The organism is Erwinia sp. V71 (assembly GCF_965644245.1).
Classification (GTDB): Bacteria; Pseudomonadota; Gammaproteobacteria; order Enterobacterales; family Enterobacteriaceae; genus Erwinia.
Window position 1 is genome coordinate 1 of record NZ_CBFFRK010000033.1, and the last position, 25,138, is coordinate 25,138.

Below are 25,138 nucleotides of genomic sequence, written 5' to 3' on the forward strand. Positions count from 1 at the left end.
GGTTCCGGCAGCCTTCAGTGGTCTTTGCAGAGTTAAGACAGGCGGCTTAGCGTTGCACTTCGAACTTGAATCCGCCTTACAGCAAATTGCGCCGGTGAAAGCGGGCAGGGTATACGGCGTGTACCATCACTTCTACAACCATCCGTACAATATTATTGGTATGGAAATTCTGGCGAAAGATATTTATCCGGCAGCATTCAGTGATATTGATCCGACGGCAGATTACTACACGATTATTAAGGATTTTACCCAGCTTCCCGATCAGCCAATTACGCTGAGCTATTCTCTGAGTAAATAAACCTTACGGCAGGTGTGGATATTTCCGCGCCTGCCGCCTGTCAGAAATTCCACGACGCGTGTTTGACAAAATTACTCTGTAATTCCGTCGCCTTATCCCAGTCACCACTCAGCGCCAGCTGGTGGCACAGGCGGGCTAGCGAGTGGCGCGCCAGCTGCCACGCCTGCATACGAAACAACCGATCGCGCTCCGTATTCACCATCTCGCTCACTAAACGGTGATGTAATTTGCCTAAAGCGTGAAGATAACTTTGGTCATCGCCATTTAACTGGCATAATTCAGCCATATCTAAACAGGTGTCGCTAAATTTACGCAGTTGTTCCAGTGAGCAATCCGGGCGATTGAGTTTGGCCTGCGCCATATAATAGTCAACGGTGATGTCGCGGACGGTAAATTTGTATTCATCGATTTTATATTGCAGCCAGGCGCTCATTGAGACGTTCATGCAATCACCTAATAACGGTAATGATAATCATTATCAAAATATAATGACGCGAATGACCTGGATAAACAAGTGACAAATTTATCGATAAATGCTGCCTGTTAATAAAATTGGTAATAACGATAGGTCAGGCGGAATAAATGAGAAAAATGATTATTCTCACTGCTTGCAACGTTGTGTTAACAATTTTTATGTTGTTTTTTAACGGTTTATGGCTGTGTCAGGGCGAGCAGCGGCGCACAACGCAAACCTGTTTGCAGGGTCTATCCTTAATAAACAGGTACGAAAAAGCGTCTTTGGGCTATATCCCTGCAAAACAAGAGGTTGAAGCTGTAGACATTATCACTAACATAGGGATATTAGCCCGCAAGGGCTATCGCATCGCGAGGTACTTTATTATGCAATCTGCTAATCCAGCTTCCTTCTCACCGGATGACTTCATCTGGAAGGGGCTCACACTGACGGATAGCGCGGCAAAACAAATTATTGCGCTGGCGTCCAACGATCCTGATGTCAAAGGACTTAAACTGGGCGTGAAGCAGTCTGGCTGCGCCGGTTTTGGTTATGTCATGGAACTGGTCAAAGCGCCGGCGGAAGACGATCTGCGCTTCACTCATGATGGCGCCAGTCTCTATGTGCCGCTACAGGCCATGCCGTTTATCGACGGCACCGAAGTCGATTTCGTTCGCGAAGGCCTGAATCAGGTGTTCAAATTTAATAACCCGAAAGCTCAGCATGCCTGCGGTTGTGGCGAGAGCTTTGGCGTAGAGTAACCACTGTTATGTCCCGAAATACTGAAGCAACTGACGATGTACAAATCTGGGAAGGCGGCCATCAGCACTATAAAGAGGGCTTCTTTACCAACCTGGAAACCGACGAAATGGCACACGGCCTCAGTGAAGAGGTGGTGCGTGCGATTTCTGCCAAACGCAACGAGCCAGAGTGGATGCTGGAGTTCCGCCTGAAAGCCTATGAAGCCTGGCTGCAGATGGAAGAACCTCACTGGCTGAAAGCGAACTATAAATCGCTGGATTACCAGGATTACAGCTACTACTCCGCGCCATCGTGCGGTAACTGCGACGATACCTGCGCTTCAGAGCCAGGCGCTGTGCAGGGTTCTGGCGCTGAAGCGCCAAACTACCTGACCCAGGAAGTGGAAGAGGCGTTCAAGCAACTGGGCGTCCCGGTGCGTGAAGGCCAGGAAGTGGCGGTTGACGCTATTTTCGACTCCGTGTCCGTTTCCACCACCTACCGTGACAAGCTGGCGAAAGAGGGCATCATCTTCTGTTCGTTCGGTGAAGCGATCCACGAGCATCCGGAGCTGGTGAAGAAATACCTCGGCACTGTAGTGCCCGCCAACGATAACTTCTTCGCGGCGCTGAATTCCGCTGTGGCGTCGGACGGCACTTTCGTCTATATCCCGAAAGGCGTGCGTTGCCCGATGGAACTGTCCACCTATTTCCGCATTAACGCGGCGAAAACCGGTCAGTTCGAACGTACCATCCTGATTGCCGACGAAGACAGCTATGTCAGCTATATCGAAGGTTGCTCTGCGCCAGTGCGTGACACCTACCAGCTGCACGCCGCGGTAGTGGAAGTCATCATCCACAAAAACGCAGAAGTGAAATACTCCACAGTACAGAACTGGTTCTCCGGCGGTGAAGCTGAAGGCGGTATCCTTAACTTCGTGACCAAGCGTGCGCTGTGCGAAGGTGAGAACAGCAAGATGTCCTGGACGCAGTCAGAAACCGGTTCTGCGATCACCTGGAAATATCCGAGTGTGATCCTGCGTGGCGATAACTCAATTGGTGAGTTCTTCTCCGTTGCGCTGACCAGCGGTCATCAGCAGGCCGACACCGGCACCAAGATGATTCATATCGGCAAGAACACCAAATCCACCATTATCTCGAAAGGGATTTCGGCGGGCAAAAGCCAGAACACCTACCGTGGTCTGGTGAAAATTATGCCAACCGCGACCAACGCGCGTAACTTCACCCAGTGTGACTCGATGCTGATTGGTGCCGAGTGTGGTGCGCACACCTTCCCATATGTGGAAGCGCGTAATAACACCGCGCAGCTGGAGCATGAAGCCACCACCTCGCGTATTGGTGAAGATCAGCTGTTCTACTGTCTGCAGCGTGGTATCAGCGAAGATGACGCTATCTCGATGATCGTGAACGGCTTCTGTAAAGACGTCTTCTCCGAGCTGCCGCTGGAATTCGCTGTTGAAGCGCAAAAACTGCTGGCTATCAGTCTCGAACACAGCGTGGGCTAAGCGCCCGCGCCGCGATAAGAATTGTTGCTGTGAAGCAATGCGAAGGAAATTCTATGTTAAGTATTAAAGATTTACAGGTAAGTATCGAAGATAAGCCGATTTTGCGCGGTCTGGATCTTGAGGTCAAACCGGGTGAAGTTCACGCCATCATGGGACCAAACGGTTCCGGGAAAAGTACGCTCTCTGCAACCCTGGCGGGTCGTGAAGAGTACGAAGTTGTTGGCGGTGAAGTCAGCTTCAAGGGCAAGGATCTGCTCGAACTGTCACCGGAAGATCGCGCCGGTGAAGGAATCTTTATGGCGTTCCAGTATCCGGTAGAGATCCCGGGCGTCAGTAACCAGTTCTTCCTGCAGACCTCGGTCAACTCAGTGCGTAAATACCGCGAACAGGAAGAGCTGGATCGTTTCGATTTCCAGGACTTTATCGAAGATAAAATCGAACTGCTGAAAATGCCGGAAGATTTGCTGACCCGTTCAGTGAACGTTGGCTTCTCCGGTGGTGAGAAAAAACGTAACGATATCCTGCAGATGGCGGCGCTGGAGCCGGATCTGTGTATCCTCGATGAAACCGACTCTGGTCTGGACATCGATGCGCTGAAAATTGTTGCTAACGGCGTGAACGCGCTGCGCGACGGTAAGCGCTCTTTCATTATTGTCACTCACTATCAGCGTATCCTTGACTACATCAAGCCTGATTTTGTGCACGTGCTTTATCAGGGCAAGATCGTCAAATCCGGCGACTTTACCTTAGTCAAACAGCTGGAGGAGCAGGGTTATGGCTGGCTTACCGACCAGGAGTGATAACGCGCTGCAACAGTGGCATCACCTGTTTGAATCGCGTGGCGAAAGCCGCTCGCTGCAGGCACAGCAACACTGGCAGCAGCTGCTGCGTTTAGGTCTGCCGACGCGCAAGCAGGAAAACTGGAAATACACCCCGCTGGAAACGCTGTTCGGTGAAAACTTCGTGTTGCCGGAAGCGGGGACGATCAACGCAGATCAGCTGGCAAGCCTGGCGTTGCCGCTGGATGCCGTGCGTATGGTGTTTATCGACGGCAAGTTTAATGCTGAGCTGAGCGACAGCAGTTTCGATCTGTTTGATGTGCAGGTTTCTCATGCTGCTGAGCGTCGTGAGTTTGCCGCGCCAGTACAGCCGGAAGTGTTTCTGCATCTGACGGAAAGCCTGGCGGAAGAAGCCACCAGCGTGCAGCTAGCGCGTGGTAAAACTGCGCCACGTCCGCTGTATCTGCTGCATATCAGCAGTGGCCGCGGTGATGCGCAGATGAACACTTCGCACTATCGTCACCATGTGCAGATTGCTGATGGCGCGAGCGCCGAAGTGATCGAGCACTACGTCAGCCTGGCGGATGCGGTGCACTTTACCGGCGCGCGTCTGACCATGGATGTGGGCAACAATGCCCAGCTGAACCATACCAAACTGGCGTTTGAGAATGTTGACAGTTATCACTTTGCGCACAACGATATCGTGATGCAGCGTGATGCGCGTGTGAACAGCCAGAGCTTCCTGCTGGGTGCCGGTCTGACGCGTCACAACACCAGTTCGCAGCTGAACGGTGAAAACAGCGATCTGGTGATCAACAGCCTGATCCTGCCGACGGATAAAGACGTGGCGGATACCCGTACTTATCTGGAGCATAACGTCGGTCATTGTATCAGCCGTCAGATGCACAAAACCATTGTGCGTGACCGTGCCCGTGCGGTGTTTAACGGCATGATCAAAGTGGCGAAGCACGCACTGAAAACCGACGGACAGATGACCAACAACAACCTGTTGCTGGGCCGTCTGGCGGAAGTGGATACCAAGCCGCAGCTGGAAATCTACGCTGATGACGTGAAATGCAGCCATGGCGCAACCATTGGCCGCATCGACGACGAGCAGATGTTCTACCTGCGCTCGCGTGGTATCGATGAAGCTTCAGCACAACGCATGATTATCTATGCGTTTGCGGCGGAGCTGACCGAAGCGATTACTGATGAAACGCTGAAAGACGTGGTACTGGAGCGTATTTCACTGCGTTTCCCGGAGGCAACCAATGAGTTTTGATCTCGCGCGCGTCAGAGCGGATTTTCCGATTCTGGCGCGTGAGGTCAACGGCCAGCCGTTGGCCTATCTCGACACTGCCGCCAGCGCGCAGCGACCGAATGCGGTCATTGACGCCGAAAGTGATTTTTATCGACAGGGTTATGCCGCGGTTCACCGCGGCATTCACACCTTAAGCGCCCAGGCGACCACCGATATGGAGAACGTGCGTAATGAGGCGGCACGTTTTCTTAATGCGGCCTCGGCGGAAGAGATTATCTTCGTTAAAGGCACCACCGAAGGCATCAACCTGGTGGCGAACAGCTGGGGTGGCAGCCAGCTGCGTGCGGGCGACAATATCATCATCACGCAGATGGAACACCACGCCAATATCGTGCCATGGCAGATGGTGGCGCAGCGCACGGGTGCGGAAATTCGCGTACTGCCGCTGACGGCAACGGGTGAGCTTGATGTCGCACAGCTGCCGTCGCTGATCGACAGCCGCAGCCGTTTACTGGCGGTGGCTCACGTCTCTAACGTACTGGGGGTGATTAACCCGGTCAAAGCGCTGGTGGCGCAGGCGAAAGCCGCCGGGCTGGTCACGCTGGTAGATGGTGCACAGGCGGTGATGCACGATACTGTGGATGTGCAGGACATCGGTTGCGATTTCTACGTCTTCTCCGGCCATAAGATCTACGGTCCAACCGGTGTTGGCATCCTGTATGGCCGCAAGGCGCTGCTGGATGAGATGCCGCCGTGGGAAGGGGGCGGGTCGATGATCGCCACCGTCAGCCTGACAGAAGGCACTACTTTCGCTGCGGCGCCGGGCCGTTTCGAAGCCGGTACGCCGAATACCGGTGGCATTATTGCCCTGGGCGCAGCGCTGAGCTATATCGGGACGCTGGGCCTCGACAATATCCGTGAGCGTGAACAGACGCTGATGCGCTATGCGCTGGATAAACTGGCATCGGTTCCCGATCTGATTATCTATGGTCCGCAGCAGCGTGCGGGTGTGATTGCCTTTAATCTCGGCAAGCATCACGCCTATGATGTCGGCAGCTTCCTTGACCAGTATGGTATCGCCATTCGTACCGGCCATCACTGTGCTATGCCGTTGATGCAGTTTTATCAGGTTCCTGCGATGTGTCGCGCCTCTTTTGCCATGTATAATAGCGAAGAGGAAGCAGATCGGCTTGCAGCTGGTCTGACACGTATTCACCGTCTGTTAGGGGGCTGATGCTCCCTGCTGACGCAGGAGGAACCGATGGCAACATTGCCAGATAAAGAAAAACTGGTGCGCAACTTCAACCGTTGCGCTAACTGGGAAGAGAAGTACCTATACATCATTGAATTGGGTGGTGTTTTACCAGAATTGTCTGATTCATTGCACCAGCCGGAAAACACCATTTCAGGCTGTCAGAGCCAGGTCTGGATTGTGATGGAACAGGGCAGTGACGGTAAGATCCAGCTGCTGGGCGACAGTGATGCGGCGATCGTTAAGGGTCTGATTGCTGTGGTGTTTTCCCTCTATCGCGACCTGAGCGCGCGCGAAATTGCTGAGTTCGATGTGCGTCCCTGGTTTGAACAACTGGCCCTGACACAGCACCTGACTCCCTCACGTTCTCAGGGGCTGGAAGCGATGATCCGTGCCATTCGCCATAAGGCGCAAACCCTTAGCTAAGCTACACTTCTCGTTAGACACCCCGTCTCAGATTCCGGCGGGGTGTAATCTGCAGATAACGAGAGAGTGAACCATGAAATCTGTTTTACCCCTTGCCGGATTTTTCCTTCTTACTCTGTTCACCGGGATACACCACGCCAGTGCAACGGAATACCCACTGCCAGCTGAAAACAGTCGTCTGATTGGCGAGAACAGCACCTATATTGTGCCGGGCGATAACCGCTCGCTGGAAACCATCGCTGCTGAATACAAAATCGGTATGCTGGGCATGCTGGAAGCTAACCCGGGCACCGACCCGTGGCTGCCGAAAGCCGGTTCGCAACTGGTGATCCCCGGCCAGATGCTGTTGCCGGATACCAAACGTGAAGGCATCGTGGTCAATATCGCGGAGCTGCGTCTTTACTACTACCCGAAAGGGGAAAACAAGGTGATTGTTTATCCTATTGGTATCGGTCAGCTGGGCGCGGCGACACCGAGTATGGTGACCAGCATCAGTCAGAAGATCCCGAATCCATCGTGGACACCCACGCCGAATATTCGCAAGCGTTACGCGAAGGAGGGCATCACCCTGCCAGTCACTGTGCCTGCCGGGCCGGACAATCCAATGGGGCTGTTTGCGCTGCGTCTGGCGCACGGGAAAGGGCAGTATCTGATTCATGGCACCAACGCCAACTTTGGTATTGGTATGCGTGTCAGTTCGGGCTGTATCCGTTTACGCCCGGAAGATATCGAGGCGCTGTTTAACAGCGTACCGGCAGGCACTCGGGTACAGATTATCAACCAGCCGGTGAAATACGCTGTGGAACCGGACGGCAAGCGCTATATCGAAGTGCATCAGCCACTGTCGCGCAGCGAGCAGGACGATCCGCAAACCATGAAACTGCCGCTGACGGCGGCGGCGCGGACATTTATCAGTAACCCACTGAATGATACGCCGCTGGTGGAACAGGCGCTGGCGCGACGTTCTGGCATGCCTGTGCTGGTGAACAACGGTGAGCCGGTAAATGAATCGACACCGATGCCTGCGATTATGCAGCAGCAGAGCGCCGCTGACGCGTCTTCTGAGCAACCTGCTACCATCTCACAGGCAGTAAGCGAAACGGCGGCACCGTAACGTTGAGAGGCCATGGAGGGCCATCAGGTATTGTTGTGGAGGAAGGACAGCGCAGGAGAGGGAAATTCAAATTCAGGGCAAAAAAAATGGCGCACAATGTGCGCCATTTTCAGTACCAGCAACGCGCTTATTTTTTGTAAGCGTGAGCCTGGTTGTCCAGACGCTGGTTAGCACGAGCTGCGTCGTCTTTAGCAGCCTGAACGTCAGAACGGATTGCGTTCACGTCGTTGCTCAGTTGGTCAACTTTAGCGTTCAGAGTCTGAACGTCAGAAGACAGCTGGTCGATTTTAGCGTTGCTTGAGCAACCAGCCAGCAGAGTTGAACCAAGGATTACCGCGCCCAGTACCAGTTTAGTACGATTCATTATTAATACCCTCTAGATTGAGTTAATCTCCATGTAGCGCTACAAGTATTACACAAACTATTTTCTAATGAGAATAATTTTTTGATAAGAACACACCTAAATTTGATCGTTCGCTCAAAGAAGCATCTGTCTGGCGAAAAAGAAATAAAAAGCTAAGCGAAAACAGGCAGATTTAATCGGATTAATCTTTGTTATTTTGGTAATTGAATAGTTATTTTCGATTGGAATTTTCGCAGAAGTTGTTTACGCGTGGATAAAAAAAAGCGCCATTGCGGCGCTTTTTTAATTGATGATCTAATAAGTGATTAGAGAACGTGAACGGATGCGGTATTGGTGGTGCCGCTTGGTACTAATGCACCGGATACCATCACCACCACTTCGCCCTTGTACGCGTAGCCGCTTTCCAGCGCCGCTTCTTTACCGAGACGGTAGAAATCGTCGGTAGACGCAATCTCTTTCACCACATGCGTGATCACGCCTTTGGTCAGCAGCAGCTGACGCGCGGTGGTCTCATTGGTGGTCAGCGCCAGGATAGTGGCGTGCGGGAAGTACTTACGAATTGATTTAGCGGATTTGCCACCTTCGGTCGCCACCACAATCAGTGGTGCTTCCAGGTTCTCGGCGGTTTCCACGGCACCACGGCACACGGCTTCAGTGATGCGCATTTTGTGGTTTTCGTTTTTCGCTTCGATACGGCTCTTCATCACGCGGTCAGTACGCTCACAGATGGTCGCCATAATGGTGACCGACTCCAGCGGGTATTTACCCTTGGCGCTCTCACCAGACAGCATTACCGCATCAGTACCGTCGAGGATGGCGTTCGCCACGTCACCGGCTTCTGCGCGGGTAGGGCGCGGGTTCTTGATCATGGAGTCAAGCATCTGAGTGGCGGTGATCACCACTTTGCGTGCTTTATTACATTTTTTGATCATCATCTTCTGTGCGAAGATCACTTCTTCCACCGGAATTTCCACACCGAGGTCGCCACGTGCCACCATGATGCCGTCAGACGCTTCGAGGATTTCGTCGAAGTTGTTCAAGCCTTCCTGGTTTTCGATCTTGGAGATGATCTGGATATGCTCACCGCCATGGGCTTTCAGGTGCTCACGGATCTCTTCCACGTCAGAACGTTTACGGATAAAGGAAGCGGCGACGAAGTCAACGCCTTGCTCGCAACCGAAGATCAGGTCACGTTTGTCTTTTTCCGCCAGTGCTGGCAGCTGAATAGAAACGCCTGGCAGGTTAACGCCTTTGTTTTCACCCAGGTCGCCGTTGTTCAGCACTTTACAGACAACGCTGTCAGCGGTGATAGCGGTGACTTCCATACCGATCAGACCGTCATCCACCAGCACGGTGTTACCGACCTGCAGGTCAGACGTAAAGCCAGCATAGGTGACTGCAACGCGTTCGTTGTTGCCGACAACGGTTGGGTCAGTGGTGAAGGTGAAGGTCTGGCCCGCTTTCAGGGAAACATCAGCGCCGCCTTCCAGTTTGATGGTACGGATTTCCGGACCTTTGGTGTCCAGCAGAATCGCGGCTTGTTTGCCGGTTTTGCTGACCACATTGCGCAGATTAGCGATGCGTTTACCGTGCTCTTCGTAATCGCCGTGAGAGAAGTTCAGACGCATAACGTTCATGCCGGCATCCAGCAGGCTGGTCAGCACTTCTTCCGATTCAGTTTTAGGCCCGATAGTACATACGATCTTGGTCTTTTTCATGAGCAAGTTATCTATAAGTTGTGATGGATGATAAAGGATTGATTTCGTCGGCATGGTGACCAGCGAAAGGCAAATTGGTGTCTGGTAATAAAACGGCGGTACAGAACAAGAATAGAAGACAGAAATAAAGCGTGCAGGAAAGGTTGTGCGGAAGGTTCAGCGGGTCCGCCTGGCGTTGTTGCGCAAACTGCGTTCGTTGTAGGTCAGGACACATCAATTGGCTGAAACCATTCAAGTGAGACAACGTAGCGGATTATAGACGCTAAGCTCGCGAAAACCAATCATAAACCGTCGGTTAACCAGGATTTATCTGTAAAAAAATCAGGTTGCGCAACAAACAGTGACGGTGAAAATAGGGCAAATGCAAGAAAGTAAGCAGGGGAGTTAACGAAACAGGGAACAGAGAGAGTGGAAACGGAAGCGAAGCATTTGGTGCGTCCGAGTGGACTCGAACCACCGACCCCCACCATGTCAAGGTGGTGCTCTAACCAACTGAGCTACGGACGCACTGGATAATGCTTAAAACTGAGTAATCTGGTGCGTCCGAGTGGACTCGAACCACCGACCCCCACCATGTCAAGGTGGTGCTCTAACCAACTGAGCTACGGACGCACTGGGTACTGCTTAAAACCGGGTAATCTGGTGCGTCCGAGTGGACTCGAACCACCGACCCCCACCATGTCAAGGTGGTGCTCTAACCAACTGAGCTACGGACGCACTGGGTACTGCTTAAAACCGGGTAATCTGGTGCGTCCGAGTGGACTCGAACCACCGACCCCCACCATGTCAAGGTGGTGCTCTAACCAACTGAGCTACGGACGCATTTTATCCTTCGTACTTAAAGCTGTATCTGCGTTAGCGGCGCTTACTCACTCAAATCACTGACTGATGTCAGTTCATTCAGATTCGTGCCCTTGCTGCCTTGCTACAACTTCAATTACCCGGCTAAATACCAATTACTTCGGGTAAATCAATTCGCTACAACTGCCGTTGCAGCGGGGACGAATATTAACGGCAGCGTACCCCGCTGGCAAGGAGAAATCATCGATTTTGTTACTGACTGCTGCGCATCTGTGCGACACGCCGTTTTTTTAAACGTCAGGTGGCGAAATACTAGCGCGACGCGCGTGCCAGAATCACCGCATCCGGCATCTGTTGCAGTTTGCGCATGCGCCAGATCATCATCACTGCCGCGGAGGTCAGGCCAATAATAAAGCCACCCCAGAAACCTGCCGGGCCGAGCGGTTGCACCACCCAGTCTGTCAGCGCCAGCACATAGCCGCACGGCAGACCAAGCACCCAGTAGGCAATAAAGGTAATAAAGAAGATGGACCGGGTATCTTTATAACCACGCAGAATACCGCTGCCAATCACCTGTACTGAATCGGAGAACTGATAGATTGCCGCCAGCAGCATCAGCTGCGATGCCAGCGTGACCACTTCCGGATTGTCGTTATACAACAGTGCGATTTGTTCACGGAACATCACCGTGAAAGTGGCGGTAAACACGGCCATCAGAATACCGACGCCCTGTGCAGTCCAGGCGGCAACACGCGCGGCCTCCGGCGACCCCTGACCAAGCCGGAAACCAACACGAATAGTGGTCGCCACACCCAGTGACAGCGGCAGGACAAACATCAGCGAACTGAAATTCAGCGCTATCTGGTGACCGGCGACTTTGACAATGCCAAGCGGCGAGACCAGTAACGCCACCACGGCAAACAGGGTGACTTCGAAAAACAGCGCCAGCGCGACAGGCAAGCCGAGCGTGGTTAAACGCCACAGCACTTTCCAGTCCGGCGCATCAAAGCGGTTGATTAAACGGATATCGCGCAGCGATGCAGTGCGCTGCGTCCACACTTTTATCGCGAAGAACATCACCCAATAGACTGAGGCCGTCGCGACACCACAGCCGACGCCACCCAGCGCCGGCATGCCGAAATGACCATAAATAAACACCCAGTTCACCGGAATATTCACCAGCAAACCGATAAAACCCATTACCATGCCCGGCTTGGTTTTGGACAGGCCTTCACACTGGTTACGCGCCACCTGGAAGAACAGATAACCGGGCGCACCCCATAACAGCGCATGCAGATAACCCACGGCGATTTCCGCCATCGCTGGATCGACATTCTTCATCGCCAGAATCATATGGCCAGCGTTATACAGCACCACCATCACCAGCAACGATACCATGCCCGCCAGCCAGTAGGCCTGGCGCACCTGATGGGCAATACGTTCGCGGTGTCCGGAGCCATTGAGTTGCGCAACGGTTGGCGTCAGGGCCAGTAACAGGCCATGACCAAAAAGAATTGTCGGTAACCAAATAGAGGTGCCTACCGCCACGGCGGCCATATCCGTGGCGCTGACGGCACCGGCCATAATGGTATCGACAAAACCCATCGAGGTTTGCGCGACCTGCGCGAGGATCACGGGGATCGCGAGGGCTAATAGCTGCCTCGCTTCTGTCAGATACTTCTGCACACAACACCTTGTCTGTTTTTTTAGAGGTGAACGAAATTGACGCCCCTGCGGACGACGGAAAGAAAATCAGAAGATTGAATCACATAGTGTAACTGTCGTAACGTAGTAAGCCAATGACCAGACGTGACAATCTCATTTTCTGACTGGGGTGGCGGCGGGCTAAGCGCACAGATAGCTGATGAGTTTTACCAGAGCCGGATTGCAGTTGTGTTAATATTGGCAAAAACAGACTGAGGCCTGAAATATGTTTACCGGTATTGTGCAGGGCACCGCTGAAGTGGTGTCGATTGAAGAAAAAACCAATTTCCGCACCCACGTGGTGAAACTGCCCGCTGCGCTGCTGCCTGGGCTGGAGCTGGGTGCATCGGTGGCGCATAACGGCTGCTGCCTGACGGTTACCGCGGTCGATGGCGATCTTGTCAGTTTTGATCTGATTAAAGAGACACTGCGCATTACTAACCTGGGTGAACTGCAGACTGGCAACAAAATCAACGTTGAACGGGCGGCGAAATTCAGTGATGAGATCGGCGGACATTTAATGTCGGGTCACATTATGACCACGGCCGAGATCTGCAAAATCATTAATTCAGAAAACAACCGCGAAATCTGGTTTAAACCGCTGGATACTGAGCAGATGAAATTTATTCTGCATAAAGGTTATATCGGTATTGATGGTATCAGCCTGACGGTGGGGGATGTCACCAAAAGCAAATTCTGTGTGCACCTGATCCCGGAAACCCTGGAGCGCACCACGCTGGGCAGTAAAAAGCTGGGTCATAAAGTGAATATCGAGATTGATCCGCAGACTCAGGCTATCGTGCAAACCGTGGAACGCGTACTGGCGCAGCGTGAAGCCGCACTGCTGGCGGCCGCGGCAGAAGAGCAGGCGGAATAAACCACGCAAAGGGCGGCATCACTGCCGCCCATGCTGCTAATGCGGAACCCGCAATCCACCTTCCACTCCGTGACTAAACATCACCTGCCATAACTGAATATCACGCGCACGAAACGCACCGGCGCAGGCATTCAGATAGTAGCTAAACATCCGTTTAAAGCGCTCACCATAGTTCTGCGTCAGTTGCGGCCAGCTGGCGAGGAAACGCTGATGCCAGGCCATCAGGGTGGTATCGTAATCCGCGCCAAAGTTATGCCAGTCTTCCATCACAAAATAGGGCTCACTGGCATCAGTGATATGGCGGGCGGAAGGCAGACAGCCATTCGGGAAAATATAGCGGTTGATCCATGGGTCCACATCCATATTGGTTTTCAGCGCGCCGATGGTATGCAACAGGAACAAGCCATCCGCTTTCAGGTTGCGATTGGCGACCGCAAAATAGGTGGCGTAATTTTTTGGCCCGACATGTTCAAACATGCCGACAGAAACGATGCGGTCAAATTTCTGCTCCAGATCGCGATAATCCTGCAGCACAATATTGACATCCAGACCTTCGCAGCGCTGCTGTGCCAGCTTCTGCTGCTCAGCTGAAATGGTCACACCATACACGCTGACGCCGTAATGACGTGCGGCATACTCCGCCAGTCCGCCCCAGCCACAGCCGATATCCAGCAATGACATCCCGGGCTGCAGCTGCAGTTTCTCGCAAATCATCTGCAGCTTGGCATTTTGCGCCTCTTCCAGCGTGGAGGCTTCTTTCCAGTAGCCGCAGGAGTATTGCATATGGGAATCGAGCATTAACGAGAACAGATCATTGCCCAGATCATAATGCTCTTTGCCAACGATCCACGCGCGTCGTCTGGACTGCAGATTGGTCAGCCGCGCGGCGACGACACGCAGGGTATCGCTGAAATGGTGGGGGAGTTGCTGGTCGAGTTTATGTTTCAGCACCCGATGAAAAAACATATCGAGCCGTTCACATTCCCACCAGCCGTCCATATAACTTTCGCCCAGCCCCAGTGAACCCTGTTCGACTATTCGCCGGAAAAGTTCGGGATTATTAACCTGAATATCCCAGGGGCGCGTACCGTTCACTTCGATATCGGCTGTCTGTAACAGCTCCTGGACGATGCGAAACCAGTGGTTTTCTTTCAGGTTCACTTCTTCTATACACGATGAACTCATAGCTTCTCCATCACTCGTTGTGATCTGAACCTGAGAATCAGCATAGCCAATTTCTGCAGGATGGTGAGAGAACTCACGGACTGAACCGTGCGCCTGATATCCGACGTAACACAGAGGATTGAAATTGAATGAAAAACACCCGGCAAAGTAGCCGGAGTATTATTTGCAGGGGTGTGTAGTCAATGCCTTGCCAGGAAACACCACGACAACCCTGTCTGGTCTGACATAATGATGTTAATTATTTGTTATGATTTATTGCCTTAAACGAGTATATGCTCACGTAAGGCAATATTCAATATATTATTGTTAGCTTGCTAATTAAGTCATTTCTATGGCTGTGAGGTGGCAGGGGTGTGACTTTCTTCTTCCTGCGCGCTATCGGCTAATTGTAGTGCATAACCGCCCGCGGCAAGTACGATGGTGCTCAGCATAATCGCCGTGGTACTCAGCAGTGGCTGAGTAATCAAGGCAGAAACAGCCATACTGGCGACAAAGCACAGCCCCAGCTGCAGCATATTCTGCAGCGCAGCCGCTTTGCCGGTGGCATGAGGGAAGGGTAGCAGCGCATTAGCCACGACAATCGGGTAGATTGCACCATTGGCCATCGCCATGCCACAGAATGGGATCAGCAATGCCGTCAGTGTCGCCTGCGTTGAGAGCGCCACGGCAAACAGCGCGGCAACGCTGATGGCATAACCCAGCAGCAGCCACGGTAACAGCTGTTTACCGTCAACACGCTGCAGCAGAGTACGGCAGCCAAAACCGCCGATTAAAAAGGCGATGGTCTGTGGCAGATAGCTGAGACCAATATCTGCGGGCGACAGCCCCAGGTCGGCGAGAATAAACGGCGAACCGGTCAGCCAGGCGAAAAAGCTGGCGGAGCAGGCGGCATAGATCAGTACATTGCCGCTGTAACTGCGTGATTTCAGTAACTGCAGAAAACTCACTGATTCCGCCGTTGCGGTTTTATGGCCAGCAGCAGGCAAACGCAGCGTCGGGATCAGCAGTGCCAGTGCGATCAACAACAGCGCAATAAAGATCGACCGCCAGTGAAAATGCTCCAGTAACCATGCGCCCAGCAACGGCGCCAGCGCTGGCGAGAGCGCCACCAGTGGCATAATCGTGGCGAACACGCGGTTTGCCTGCGCACCACTGTAGCGATCCACCACCAGCGCCTGCCAGCTGACGGCCGCCGCACAAACGCCAACGGCCTGCACAAAACGCAGTACCAGCAGCAGCGTGGCGTCATGAACCGCCATCATCCCGGCACAGCCGAGAGCGAACAGCGCCAGGCCGATGATCAGCACCGGCTTACGGCCAATACGATCTGACAGCGGCCCCCAAATCAGTTGTGCACAGGCAAAACCGGCCAGAAACAGACTCAGACTGGCGCTGATCGCGCCGGGTTGCGTCGCGAGATCCTGTTGCATCGCGCCAAAGGCGGGCAGGTACATATCAGTGGCGAGAAAACCCAGCATGCTGAGCAAGGCCAGGTAGATCATAAATCCTTTTGATTTCATCGGGGAACAACTCTTCTTTTGCAGGTAAATATCACGCGCAGAGTGTAAGCGGGTGCATCCCGCGTTGTGAAACGCTAATATTTGCCCGTTGCGTGCAAAAAATTTGTGAGCAGAACATGTGGTCAGAACATTCTCTTGAAGTGGTTGATGCTGTCGCGCGTACCGGCAGTTTTAGTGCGGCGGCCAGCGAATTGCATCGTGTGCCGTCTGCGGTCAGTTATACCGTGCGTCAGCTGGAGCAGTGGCTGGCAGTGCCCTTATTTGAACGTCGTCACCGTGATGTGGTCCTGACGGAAGCGGGTAAGGTGTTTATTGAACAGGGGCGCATTGTTATCAAAAAAATGCTCGCCACCCGTCGCCAGTGTCAGCAGGTGGCAAATGGCTGGCGTGGTCAGTTAAGTATTGCAGTTGACGCCATCGTCAAACCGCAGCGTACCAATCAGCTGGTGCTGGATTTCTATCGCCATTTCCCCGATATGGAACTGCATATCTCCTGCGAGGTATTTAATGGTGTCTGGGATGCACTGGATGATGGTCGTGTGGATATGGCGATTGGCGCTACCCAGGCGAGCCCGGTCGGGGGACGCTTTGGTTTTCGCGATATGGGGGCGCTGAACTGGCGTTGTGTGGTTCAGGCGCAGCACCCGCTGGCACAGCTGTCCGGTGTGATTGATGATGACACCATTCGCCAGTGGCCGGCACTGGCGCTGGAAGATACCTCACGTAATCTGCCACGGCGCAATACTTGGACGCTGGATAACCAGCGGCGGCTGGTGGCACCGCACTGGCGCAGCGCGATGGAGTGCCTGCAGGCAGGACTTTGTGTCGGTATGGTGCCCGGGCATCTCGCTGCGCCGCTCATTGCACAGGGCAAACTGGCGGAGCTGACGCTGACGACGGCATTCCCCGACAGCCACTGCTGTGTCACCTGGGCGGAACAAAGTGCCTCACCGGCGCTGAGCTGGCTGCTGGAGTATCTTGGCAGTGCGGAAACGATGAATGAAGAGTGGCTGCGTGAAGAGCTGTCACCGGCCAGCATAGTGGCCGGTACAGGAGATTAACGGCGATAATCGACGAACGGACCATCGGCAACTGAACGGCGCTCAATCAGCGACGGATGTACCTCGATGGTCTGCGATTCTTCGCGTTTGCTGGTGATACGATCCAGCAACATATCAAACGCAGTTTGTCCCAGGCGCTCTTTCGGCTGGTGGATGGTGGTCAGCGCCGGAGTGAAGTAGCGCGCGTTGCGCACATTATCATAACCGATCACCGAAATATCCTGCGGCACGCGCAGTCCTAGCTCATCAGCCGCACAAATCGCGCCCATGGCCATAATATCGCCACCGCAGAATACCGCGGTAGGGCGCTGTTTCTGCGCCAGAATTTGCTGCATCGCGCGATAGCCGGATTCCGGTTCAAAGTCGCCCTGCACAATCCACTCTTCGCGCAGCGGAATATTGGCTTCACTCAGTGCTTTCAGGAAACCGGCGTGGCGGCCACCCCCGGTATTGCGCTCCTGCTGGCCGGGAATGGCGCCGATATCGCGATGGCCACGATCAATCAGATAACGGCCTGCCATATAACCGCCTTCGAAGGCATTATCCAGTACCGTATCGGTAAAATCGCCGCGCGACTCGCCCCAGTCCATCACCACCATCGGAATGTTACGGTTCTCTTCCAGCATCTGCAGCAGATCGTCCGGGTATTCCGAGCACATCACCAGCAGACCATCGACGCGTTTTTGCGCCATCATCGACAGATAGGCACGCTGCTTCTGCAGATCGTTATGCGCGTTGCCGAGGATCAGCGTATAGCCTTTGGCGAAGCAGCGGTTTTCCACGGCTTCAATAATTTCCGCAAAATAGGGCGCTTCACTGGAGGTCGCCAGCAAACCAATCGATTTGGTGTGGTTGACCTTCAGACTGCGCGCCACCGCGCTTGGCGAATAGTGCAGCTCTTTAATGGCGGCCCACACCGCTTCGCGCGTCTCTTCCGCGACAAAGCGGGTTTTATTGATGACATGAGAAACCGTGGTGGTGGAGACACCGGCGCGTTTCGCCACATCTTTAATTGTTGCCATGAAACTGGTACTCCCGGGTTTATGTTAACCCTTTGATTGAAATCAAGTTAAACGTTTGCGTTTTATGCTCGTATTAGGGTGGCGAGCAGTCAGTATGTTGCAGCTGAATGACGTCGGGAAGGAGACTGACGTCAGGAAACACGGCAAGGCACAGGCACACGCTGTTGCAGTTGTTGCGCAACGAAAAAAAGGAATTCTATCAAGGCTGTGAGCAGAACACGAGATTTTTACCCGCTACTGTGGGAAAATAGTTACAGGTATTATTTGTAGGGTCTTTTAAGGAGTCGTAGATGGATACTGATCTGAAGTTATCGCTGATGACCACTGTTGGCGTGCTGCTGATGATTATTGCGTTCAGTTTTGTAGCGGTATTGAACTGATTTTACAGCAATTTAGTCGTTAAAAATAAAACGCCCGATGCATGCATCAGGCGTTTTTTTGTTTGCGCAACAAGGTTAGCGGATGGTTTTCGGCGTCATCACACGGCGCGCGCCGACATAGTGGCGCTGCCAGTACTCTTCGCTCAGGGCGCTGATCTGAATATCTTTGCCGGTGCGCGGTGACTGGATAAATTTGCCGTTACCGAGGTACACGCCAACATGATCCGCTGCACCACGATTGTTGATGCGGAAGAACACCAGATCGCCTTTCTCCAGTGATTCACGCTTGATCTGCGCGGCATCACGCAGGTGGTACATTTCATTAGCCGTGCGGGGGATCTTAATTTTTACCAGATCTTTGTAGGCATACCACACCAGCCCGCTGCAGTCGAAGCCGGAACGCGGTGAGTTACCGCCCCATAAATAGGGCTTGCCGAGCTGGCCCATCAGTTTGTTCATCGCGGTTTCACGGGCTTTCTGGTAGCGCTCGCGGTGCGCTTTGCTCATTTTTAACGGGCCATTGTCCACACTGGCGGCATCATTCTCTTCTGCGCCTTTGCGTTTACGCTGCGGCGCATAACGTTTAACCAGCAGTTTTTTCTCTTCACCACTGTTTTTGGCTTTGCTGAGGGAGAGGGCGGCAACGCTGGTTTTCTTCTTCGTTTGCGTGGTCTGCGCGGGAGTCTGGCGGGTTTTCTTTTCGGGTTTGCTGGTTTTGTTGCTGGTTTTCTTTTCGCTGGTTTTGACCGGGCGTTTCTTGCGGCGCTCATCCGCGCTGGCGCTTTTCTTCTCAGCCTTTTGCTGGCTGGCATTCATAGGGGTATGTGGCGATGCGTGCGCCAGATTAAAGAACAGCTGGGCAAAGGCCAGCATAAATAGTGTGATGAATAAACGCATGGTTATTTAAGATTAAGCTCTCATTCGCCTCTGAGAGGACCACACTCATATCCCACGACAACACACTGTTAAGCCGGTGTCAGTCATGGGGCCGTGATTCTGTCTGTCGCGCATGGCGGCAGGGTCTGGCAATTCTAATCTAACTTTTTCGCAAAAGGTAAGCGCTTTTTGGATTAATCAGTTTATTAATGTTATCAGTGTCATAAATGAGCCAAAACAGCTGCTTATCTCACCAATATTATTGCAAGGTATTAATGGTTTTAATCGCCGGAAATGCGAAGTAATTGTTATTTTATTCCCGGGATTTGGCATAATGGGCCTTTCAGCGCTATCGTGGTGCAAAATGTCGTTTTCACAGGTGACACAGTACCGCTACAATAGCTGACACGAAGTAACGAATTAAGGAAGGCCAATATGAGTACTGTTGAAAAAATTCAGCGCCAGATCGCAGAAAACCCAATCCTGCTGTACATGAAAGGTTCCCCTAAGCTGCCAAGCTGCGGCTTCTCTGCCCAGACTGTGCAGGCGCTGTCTGCCTGTGGCGAGCGTTTTGCTTATGTGGACATCCTGCAGAACCCGGACATCCGTGCTGAATTGCCAAAATATGCTAACTGGCCGACCTTCCCGCAGCTGTGGGTTGAAGGTGAACTGGTTGGTGGCAGCGATATCGTGGTGGAGATGTTCCAGCGCGGTGAACTGCAGACGCTGATCAAAGAGACGGCGGCGAAGCACAAAGACGCAGAATAATTCGCGTTAACGTACAGAATGAAAAAAGGCGAAAATCTCCGCCTTTTTTTCGTTATAACGATGCGCAGTTTTTCCTTCCCGCCAGCCGGGGGAAGGCGCTTATCAGCCCGCGTCGCTCTCATCCGTTACATCATCGTCCGCCAGCGGTGCCAGTGGCCAGCCGCCCATGCGTTTCCAGCGATTCACCAGCTCACAGAACAGATCCGCGGTTTGCTCGGTGTCATACAGCGCCGAATGCGCCTGAGTGCTGTCAAACGGAATACCTGCCGCTTTACAGGCTTTCGCCAGCACGGTTTGTCCCACCACCAGTCCGCTCAGCGCCGCGGTGTCAAAGGTAACAAACGGATGGAACGGGTTACGCTTGAGTGTGGCGCGTTCTGCTGCGGCGTTCATAAAGTTCAGGTCAAAAGTGGCATTGTGCGCCACCATAATCGCCCGATTACAGTTATTGTCTTTGATTCCCTTACGCACCAGCTTAAAAATGGCATGCAGCGCATCATGCTCACTGACTGCGCCACGCAGCGGGTTGTGCGGGTCAATGCCGTTAAAGGCCAGCGCTTCCGGCACGAGAATGGAACCTTCAAATGGCTCGACATGAAAATGCAGAGTCTGGTCTTTTTCCAGCCAGCCGTTTTCGTCCATTTTTAAGGTGACGGCAGCAATTTCTAACAACGCGTCAGTTTTGGCGTTAAAACCGGCGGTTTCCACATCAATGACTACCGGATAAAAGCCGCGAAAGCGGTCGCACAGGGAATTCAGTTCTTTCGGTTCAGACATCGGGTTCTCGTTGACGAAAAAAAGCAGCGCGTATTATGGCAAATTTCAGAAGGGGTTGCAGCAGGGGATATCAGGAAGGGGCGTCGCGCGGACGCCCCGCAGGCATTAGTTGCCGAGACCGTGGCCGGCTTGTTTGTTTTCGATCAGCTCGATTTTGTAACCATCGGGATCTTCAACAAAGGCGATAATCGTGGTGCCGCCTTTAACTGGGCCCGCTTCACGGGTCACTTTACCGCCCGCATTACGGATACGGTCACAGGTCGCCGCCACATCATCCACGCCAAGCGCGATATGACCGTAAGCATTGCCGAGATCGTAGCTGTCGACGCCCCAGTTATAGGTCAGTTCGATCACCGCACCTTCGCTCTCTTCGGTGTAACCGACAAAGGCGAGGGTGTATTTGTATTCCGTGTTCTCACTCTGGCGCAGCACACGCATACCCAGCACTCGGGTGTAGAAATCAATGGAGCGTTGCAGGTCGCCAACGCGCACCATGGTATGAAGTAAGCGCATAATGTCCTCTCTTTGGTTAGTTCGCTCAGTATAGCCACGATTAACCGCTATGTTAATGTTTTGCCGCAGAAATCCCTCTGCGGCCTGGCGATTACAGGGTCGGGTAATCGGTATAACCTTCCGCACCACCGCCGTAGAAGCTTTCCGGTTTCGGCTCGTTCAGCGGCGCTTTTTTCTGCAGACGCGCGACCAGATCCGGATTAGCGATATATACGCGGCCGAAGGCGACGGCATCGATCAGGCCTTTAGCAATCAGCTCTTCGCCTTTCTCTGCAGTATAAGCGCCTGCGCCGACAATCACGCCGGGATAAATCGCACGAATCGCTTTGCGGAAGGCTTCGCTGTAAGGTTTGCCGCCTGCCCAGTCTGGCTCGGAGATATGCAGGTAAGCCAGATTACGTTTCGCCAGCTCGGCGATGTAGTACAGCGCGGCTTCTTCCTGATCGTCGCCATTGTCGAGACCATTGAACGGACCAAGCGGTGAAATACGGATGCCAATACGGTCCGCGCTCCAGCCGGCAATCGCGGCATCGACCACTTCGAGGGCAAAACGGGTACGGTTCTCAATGCTGCCGCCATACTCATCAGTACGCTGGTTTGAGGCCGGGGAGAGGAACTGATGAATCAGATAGCCGTGAGCGGAGTGCAGCTCCAGCAGGTCGAAATCCGCTTCTTTGGCATTAACCGCCGCCTGGCGGAAATCCTGCACAATCTGGGCGATTTCGGCTTTTTCCAGCGCGCGTGGCGTGGATGTCTCTTCACGGATGGTGCGCCCCTGCTCATCACGCAGAGAGGTACGGGTGTTGGCAGCAATCGCCGAAGGGGCAACCGGTGCCAGCTGGCCTGGCTGCAGGCTGTTGTGAGAGATACGTCCGGTGTGCCATAACTGCACGGCGCTGTGACCCTTTTCGGCGTGAATACCGGCATTGATCGCTTTCCACGCGGCGATTTGTTCCGGGGTATGCAGACCTGGCGCACCGGCATAACCTTTTGCCTGGAAAGAAATCTGTGTCGCTTCGGTGATAATCAGCCCCGAGCTGGCGCGCTGGCGATAATATTCGCCCATCAGTGGTGTCGGGATATCGCCCGGCTCAATGCTGCGCAGACGGGTTAATGGCGCCATAAAAATACGGTTAGGGACGGTAATCGCGCCCACTTTCAGCGGGGTAAACAGCTTTGTCATTGCAAGACTCCTGTATTAGACCGGTCGACTAGTAACGTTATTTTTTAAAAATCAGGCGGCGGGCAGCAATCGTTCGATAGCATCATATGCGTAGCGAAGTGCCGCACTGTCACGGCGGATCTTGCACTGCAGACTGGCGCCCAGCCACAACATATACAGGGTATCCGCGGTAATTTCAGCGCTGGCGCTGAGACGCACTTCACCCTGTTGCTCTGCACGACGCAATGTCGCCGCCAGTGCAGCAATAATTGCCTGTGAGCCCTGATCCAGTGCCACACGCATCGGTTCTGACAGATCACACACTTCCGCCGACAATTTTACTGACAGACAGGCGGCAAACGCGCCGTCCTGGCAGAAACGCTCATACGCCAGTCGGTAGTATTCCAGCAGACGCTGGCGTGGATGCTGCTCATCCTGTTCCAGAAAAGTACGCACCTGATGATGGTAGTGAGCAAAATAACGCTCCAGCATCGCCACGCCAAACGCCTCTTTGGAACGGAAGTAGTGATAAAACGATCCCTTCGGCACCTGCGCTACGGCAAGCAGTTCGCTCAGCCCCATGCCGGTAAAGCCGCGGTGAACGCAAAGCTCCTCGCCAGTGGCGAGCAGATGTTCGCAGGTATCGTGTCGGGTCGTCTTATTCATGGGGCACAGGGTAATAGACCGGTTGGTCTGATGCAAGAGAGGAGGAGGGCGCTGGCGCACATTTGGTTCATCAGGCGGCTGAGAGGGACGGCAGGAAGCGGCAGTCACGTGCGGCACCCGGCATCCCGCGCCAGCTGCTGCGGGATGCCGGTGTCAGCGATAGTTCAACGGCGATAACTTAATATGCCACGGTGAACTGTTTCTGCACGTGCTGTGGTGCTTCGATTTCATCGATGATAGCCACGGCCAGGTCCGCCACGCTGATCGCGGCAGGCTGATCGCCGGACATCAGCAGTTCAGTGCTGCCGACGCGGAACTGACCCGTGCTCTCGCCAGGTTGCAGCAGGGCGGCAGGCGACAGATAGGTCCAGTCGAGATCGGCACCGCTGCTTTGCAGTTTGTTGCGCAGATCACGCGCGCCCAGCGCACCCGGTTTGATATTGGCCGGAAATGCATCGGTATCGACCAGTTCCACACCCGGTGCCACCTGCAGACTGCCTGCGCCACCGACCACCAGCAGGCGTTTTACGTTAGCGGCGCGCACGGCAGCCAGAATCTGTTCGCTGCCACGGGTGAATTTTTCATACAGGTCGCTTTCCGCCCAGCCTGGGTTATAGGCGCTGATGACCGCATCCTGCCCCTGCAGCACGCTGCTCAGCCAGGTGCTGTCATGGATATCACCCGTCGCGACGCGCAGACTAGCGTGTTCTGGCAGATTTTTGCCAGAGCGGGAAACCGCCGTGACCTGATGGCCGCGCGCCAGCGCTTCTTTTACCACTTCCGGGCCGACAAAACCGGTTGCGCCAATCACAGTAATTTTCATTTCTTCACCTTGTTTGCAAGTGTTCGTTTCAGTGATTGCAATCTACTCCTTAACAATAGTGGCGATAAGTGCCATATTGCCACTTTCACAATGAAGTAATACTTACGAATGATTGAAAATCTGAATCGTATGGCGGTGTTCGCCATGGTGGTGAAAGAAGGGTCGCTGGCGGCGGCAGGGCGACGGCTGGGGATTTCGCCGTCGGCGGTCAGTCAGCATCTGCGCCAGCTGGAAAACGCGGTGGGTGTCCCTCTGCTGCATCGTTCAACCCGCAAACTGACGCTGACAGACGCCGGTGCGGCCTTTTATCCCGGCTGTGAAGCGATGCTCAGCAGTGCGCACGATGCCGGGCAACGGCTGGCAGAGATACGCGATACGCTGAGTGGTGAGTTGCGTATCTCTTCCACGGTGGGCATCGGTGGTCAGCCGCTGTGCGAGGCGCTGGCTCCGCTGCTGCAGCAACATCCCGGTCTGCAGCTGCGTATTATCGCCACCGACAATGTGCTCGATATGATTGAATATCGCATCGATATCGCGCTGCGCGTCAATCGCCAGCTGACGGATACCAGCCTGATTGCCCATCAGCTGGTCGAGTGGCCGCTGGTGATTTGTGCCGCGCCGCGCTATCTCTCCGCGCATGGCGTACCGGAAACGCCGCAGGATCTGGTGCATCATCGCTGGATCAGCGGTATTCCGGTTAATCAGAATCACGGGCGGGTAATTGAACTGCACCATACGCATTATCCGCCGCAGAAGCTGCGTATTGCCGAAGGGCAGGTGTCGAGCGACAGCATGAACGTGGTGCGCGATTTCACGCTGGCCGGACAGGGTATTTCGCTGCAGCCGCTGTTCGAAGTTCAGGACAAACTGCGCAGCGGTGAGCTGATGTTACTGCTGCCGGAGTGGCGTCCCGCAGCGATTCGCCTGACGGCGCTAACGCAGGAGCGGGTAGTGCCGGAAAAAACACGTCAGGCATTACAGGCTTTACGTGATTATTTCCGGCGAAATAACGCACAGATGCTTGCACAACGCGCCTGAGCAGTCTTCAATAGAATCAGTGTTGTTATGATGTTG

At 53.7% G+C, this 25,138-nt stretch carries 25 protein-coding genes, 4 tRNA genes and 1 pseudogene; 13 read left to right on the plus strand and 17 right to left on the minus strand.

Annotated features, from left to right (window positions below; genetic code table 11):
* Positions 1-70 precede the first annotated feature (70 nt).
* A pseudogene (locus ACSZO1_RS09580) lies at positions 71-298 on the plus strand (ABC transporter substrate-binding protein); the annotation flags it as partial.
* A 40-nt stretch (positions 299-338) separates the two neighbouring features.
* Here the strand turns inward: ACSZO1_RS09580 and ACSZO1_RS09585 are convergent.
* A complete protein-coding gene (locus ACSZO1_RS09585; protein ID WP_437611904.1) occupies positions 339-743 on the minus strand; it encodes a hypothetical protein in 405 nt (134 codons plus the stop codon).
* A 395-nt stretch (positions 744-1,138) separates the two neighbouring features.
* Between ACSZO1_RS09585 and sufA the strand changes: the two genes are divergently transcribed.
* From sufA to ACSZO1_RS09620, 7 genes are all read left to right on the plus strand, one after another.
* A complete protein-coding gene (sufA, locus tag ACSZO1_RS09590; protein WP_437611974.1) occupies positions 1,139-1,513 on the plus strand; it encodes a Fe-S cluster assembly scaffold SufA in 375 nt (124 codons plus the stop codon).
* Between the two features lie 8 nt (positions 1,514-1,521).
* Positions 1,522-3,015 (plus strand): Fe-S cluster assembly protein SufB, encoded by a 1,494-nt coding sequence (gene sufB, locus ACSZO1_RS09595; RefSeq protein WP_437611906.1) that lies wholly within the window; start codon positions 1,522-1,524, stop codon positions 3,013-3,015.
* A 53-nt stretch (positions 3,016-3,068) separates the two neighbouring features.
* Complete coding sequence (sufC, locus tag ACSZO1_RS09600; RefSeq protein WP_437611908.1) at positions 3,069-3,815, plus strand: Fe-S cluster assembly ATPase SufC; 747 nt, start codon at positions 3,069-3,071, stop codon at positions 3,813-3,815.
* On the plus strand, positions 3,790-5,076 hold the full coding sequence (gene sufD, locus ACSZO1_RS09605; RefSeq protein ID WP_437611910.1) for a Fe-S cluster assembly protein SufD: 1,287 nt from the start codon (positions 3,790-3,792) through the stop codon (positions 5,074-5,076). The genes sufC and sufD overlap by 26 nt, the downstream gene beginning before the upstream one ends.
* A complete protein-coding gene (gene sufS, locus ACSZO1_RS09610) occupies positions 5,066-6,289 on the plus strand; it encodes a cysteine desulfurase SufS (protein ID WP_437611912.1) in 1,224 nt (407 codons plus the stop codon). Before sufD ends, sufS begins: the two co-directional genes overlap by 11 nt.
* Before the next feature lie 27 nt (positions 6,290-6,316).
* Positions 6,317-6,733 carry a cysteine desulfuration protein SufE gene (gene sufE, locus ACSZO1_RS09615; protein ID WP_437611914.1) on the plus strand — a complete coding sequence of 139 codons (417 nt, stop codon included), beginning with the start codon at positions 6,317-6,319 and terminating at the stop codon, positions 6,731-6,733.
* 73 nt (positions 6,734-6,806) lie between these two features.
* Positions 6,807-7,847 carry a L,D-transpeptidase family protein gene (locus ACSZO1_RS09620; RefSeq protein WP_437611916.1) on the plus strand — a complete coding sequence of 347 codons (1,041 nt, stop codon included), beginning with the start codon at positions 6,807-6,809 and terminating at the stop codon, positions 7,845-7,847.
* Positions 7,848-7,974: 127 nt separating this feature from the next.
* Here the strand turns inward: ACSZO1_RS09620 and ACSZO1_RS09625 are convergent, their stop codons facing one another.
* The 7 genes from ACSZO1_RS09625 to ACSZO1_RS09655 form a co-directional block, all read right to left on the minus strand.
* A complete protein-coding gene (locus tag ACSZO1_RS09625) occupies positions 7,975-8,211 on the minus strand; it encodes a major outer membrane lipoprotein (protein ID WP_004943717.1) in 237 nt (78 codons plus the stop codon).
* 305 nt (positions 8,212-8,516) lie between these two features.
* On the minus strand, positions 8,517-9,929 hold the full coding sequence (pykF, locus tag ACSZO1_RS09630) for a pyruvate kinase PykF (protein ID WP_437611921.1): 1,413 nt from the start codon (positions 9,927-9,929) through the stop codon (positions 8,517-8,519).
* A 430-nt stretch (positions 9,930-10,359) separates the two neighbouring features.
* Positions 10,360-10,436 (minus strand) — tRNA-Val (locus ACSZO1_RS09635).
* A gap of 28 nt (positions 10,437-10,464) precedes the next feature.
* Positions 10,465-10,541 (minus strand) — tRNA-Val (locus ACSZO1_RS09640).
* Between the two features lie 28 nt (positions 10,542-10,569).
* Positions 10,570-10,646: transfer RNA gene (locus ACSZO1_RS09645), tRNA-Val, on the minus strand.
* A gap of 28 nt (positions 10,647-10,674) precedes the next feature.
* A tRNA-Val gene (locus ACSZO1_RS09650) sits at positions 10,675-10,751 on the minus strand.
* A gap of 291 nt (positions 10,752-11,042) precedes the next feature.
* Entirely contained in the window at positions 11,043-12,416 is a 1,374-nt protein-coding gene (locus tag ACSZO1_RS09655; protein ID WP_437611923.1) for an MATE family efflux transporter, read from the minus strand.
* 244 nt (positions 12,417-12,660) lie between these two features.
* Between ACSZO1_RS09655 and ACSZO1_RS09660 the strand changes: the two genes are divergently transcribed.
* Positions 12,661-13,311: a riboflavin synthase subunit alpha gene (locus tag ACSZO1_RS09660; RefSeq protein WP_437611925.1), complete on the plus strand. Its 651-nt coding sequence runs from the start codon at positions 12,661-12,663 to the stop codon at positions 13,309-13,311.
* 36 nt (positions 13,312-13,347) lie between these two features.
* Here ACSZO1_RS09660 and cfa read toward each other — a convergent pair whose 3' ends face one another.
* Together cfa and punC are read right to left on the minus strand one after the other, a co-directional pair.
* Positions 13,348-14,496 carry a cyclopropane fatty acyl phospholipid synthase gene (cfa, locus tag ACSZO1_RS09665; RefSeq protein WP_437611927.1) on the minus strand — a complete coding sequence of 383 codons (1,149 nt, stop codon included), beginning with the start codon at positions 14,494-14,496 and terminating at the stop codon, positions 13,348-13,350.
* Between the two features lie 329 nt (positions 14,497-14,825).
* Entirely contained in the window at positions 14,826-16,016 is a 1,191-nt protein-coding gene (gene punC, locus ACSZO1_RS09670) for a purine nucleoside transporter PunC (RefSeq protein WP_437611929.1), read from the minus strand.
* Positions 16,017-16,132: 116 nt separating this feature from the next.
* Between punC and punR the strand changes: the two genes are divergently transcribed.
* Entirely contained in the window at positions 16,133-17,077 is a 945-nt protein-coding gene (gene punR / locus ACSZO1_RS09675; protein WP_437611931.1) for a DNA-binding transcriptional activator PunR, read from the plus strand.
* Here punR and purR read toward each other — a convergent pair.
* Positions 17,074-18,099, minus strand: a complete 1,026-nt coding sequence (gene purR, locus ACSZO1_RS09680; protein WP_437611933.1) for an HTH-type transcriptional repressor PurR — start codon at positions 18,097-18,099, stop codon at positions 17,074-17,076. The two genes, punR and purR, sit on opposite strands and share 4 nt — an antisense overlap.
* A 290-nt stretch (positions 18,100-18,389) precedes the next feature.
* Between purR and ACSZO1_RS09685 the strand changes: the two genes are divergently transcribed.
* Positions 18,390-18,479, plus strand: a complete 90-nt coding sequence (locus ACSZO1_RS09685) for a YnhF family membrane protein (protein WP_437611935.1) — start codon at positions 18,390-18,392, stop codon at positions 18,477-18,479.
* Between the two features lie 75 nt (positions 18,480-18,554).
* Here the strand turns inward: ACSZO1_RS09685 and ACSZO1_RS09690 are convergent, their stop codons facing one another.
* Positions 18,555-19,376, minus strand: coding sequence for a C40 family peptidase (locus ACSZO1_RS09690; protein WP_437611937.1), 822 nt, complete (start codon positions 19,374-19,376; stop codon positions 18,555-18,557).
* A 414-nt stretch (positions 19,377-19,790) separates the two neighbouring features.
* Between ACSZO1_RS09690 and ACSZO1_RS09695 the strand changes: the two genes are divergently transcribed.
* Positions 19,791-20,123, plus strand: a complete 333-nt coding sequence (locus ACSZO1_RS09695) for a Grx4 family monothiol glutaredoxin (RefSeq protein ID WP_437611939.1) — start codon at positions 19,791-19,793, stop codon at positions 20,121-20,123.
* 102 nt (positions 20,124-20,225) lie between these two features.
* Here the strand turns inward: ACSZO1_RS09695 and rnt are convergent, their stop codons facing one another.
* The 5 genes from rnt to ACSZO1_RS09720 form a co-directional block, all read right to left on the minus strand.
* On the minus strand, positions 20,226-20,900 hold the full coding sequence (gene rnt, locus ACSZO1_RS09700) for a ribonuclease T (protein ID WP_437611941.1): 675 nt from the start codon (positions 20,898-20,900) through the stop codon (positions 20,226-20,228).
* A 105-nt stretch (positions 20,901-21,005) separates the two neighbouring features.
* Positions 21,006-21,413, minus strand: coding sequence for a lactoylglutathione lyase (gene gloA, locus ACSZO1_RS09705; protein WP_437611943.1), 408 nt, complete (start codon positions 21,411-21,413; stop codon positions 21,006-21,008).
* Between the two features lie 91 nt (positions 21,414-21,504).
* Positions 21,505-22,596 (minus strand): alkene reductase, encoded by a 1,092-nt coding sequence (locus ACSZO1_RS09710; RefSeq protein ID WP_437611945.1) that lies wholly within the window; start codon positions 22,594-22,596, stop codon positions 21,505-21,507.
* Between the two features lie 51 nt (positions 22,597-22,647).
* The gene (locus tag ACSZO1_RS09715; RefSeq protein WP_437611947.1) at positions 22,648-23,241 is read right to left on the minus strand and encodes a TetR/AcrR family transcriptional regulator; all 594 of its coding nucleotides are present in this window, start codon (positions 23,239-23,241) and stop codon (positions 22,648-22,650) included.
* 178 nt (positions 23,242-23,419) lie between these two features.
* The gene (locus tag ACSZO1_RS09720) at positions 23,420-24,064 is read right to left on the minus strand and encodes an NAD(P)-dependent oxidoreductase (protein ID WP_437611949.1); all 645 of its coding nucleotides are present in this window, start codon (positions 24,062-24,064) and stop codon (positions 23,420-23,422) included.
* Positions 24,065-24,175: 111 nt separating this feature from the next.
* Here ACSZO1_RS09720 and ACSZO1_RS09725 point away from each other — a divergent pair, with 111 nt between their 5' ends.
* The gene (locus ACSZO1_RS09725) at positions 24,176-25,102 is read left to right on the plus strand and encodes a LysR substrate-binding domain-containing protein (RefSeq protein ID WP_437611976.1); all 927 of its coding nucleotides are present in this window, start codon (positions 24,176-24,178) and stop codon (positions 25,100-25,102) included.
* Positions 25,103-25,138: the final 36 nt, after the last annotated feature.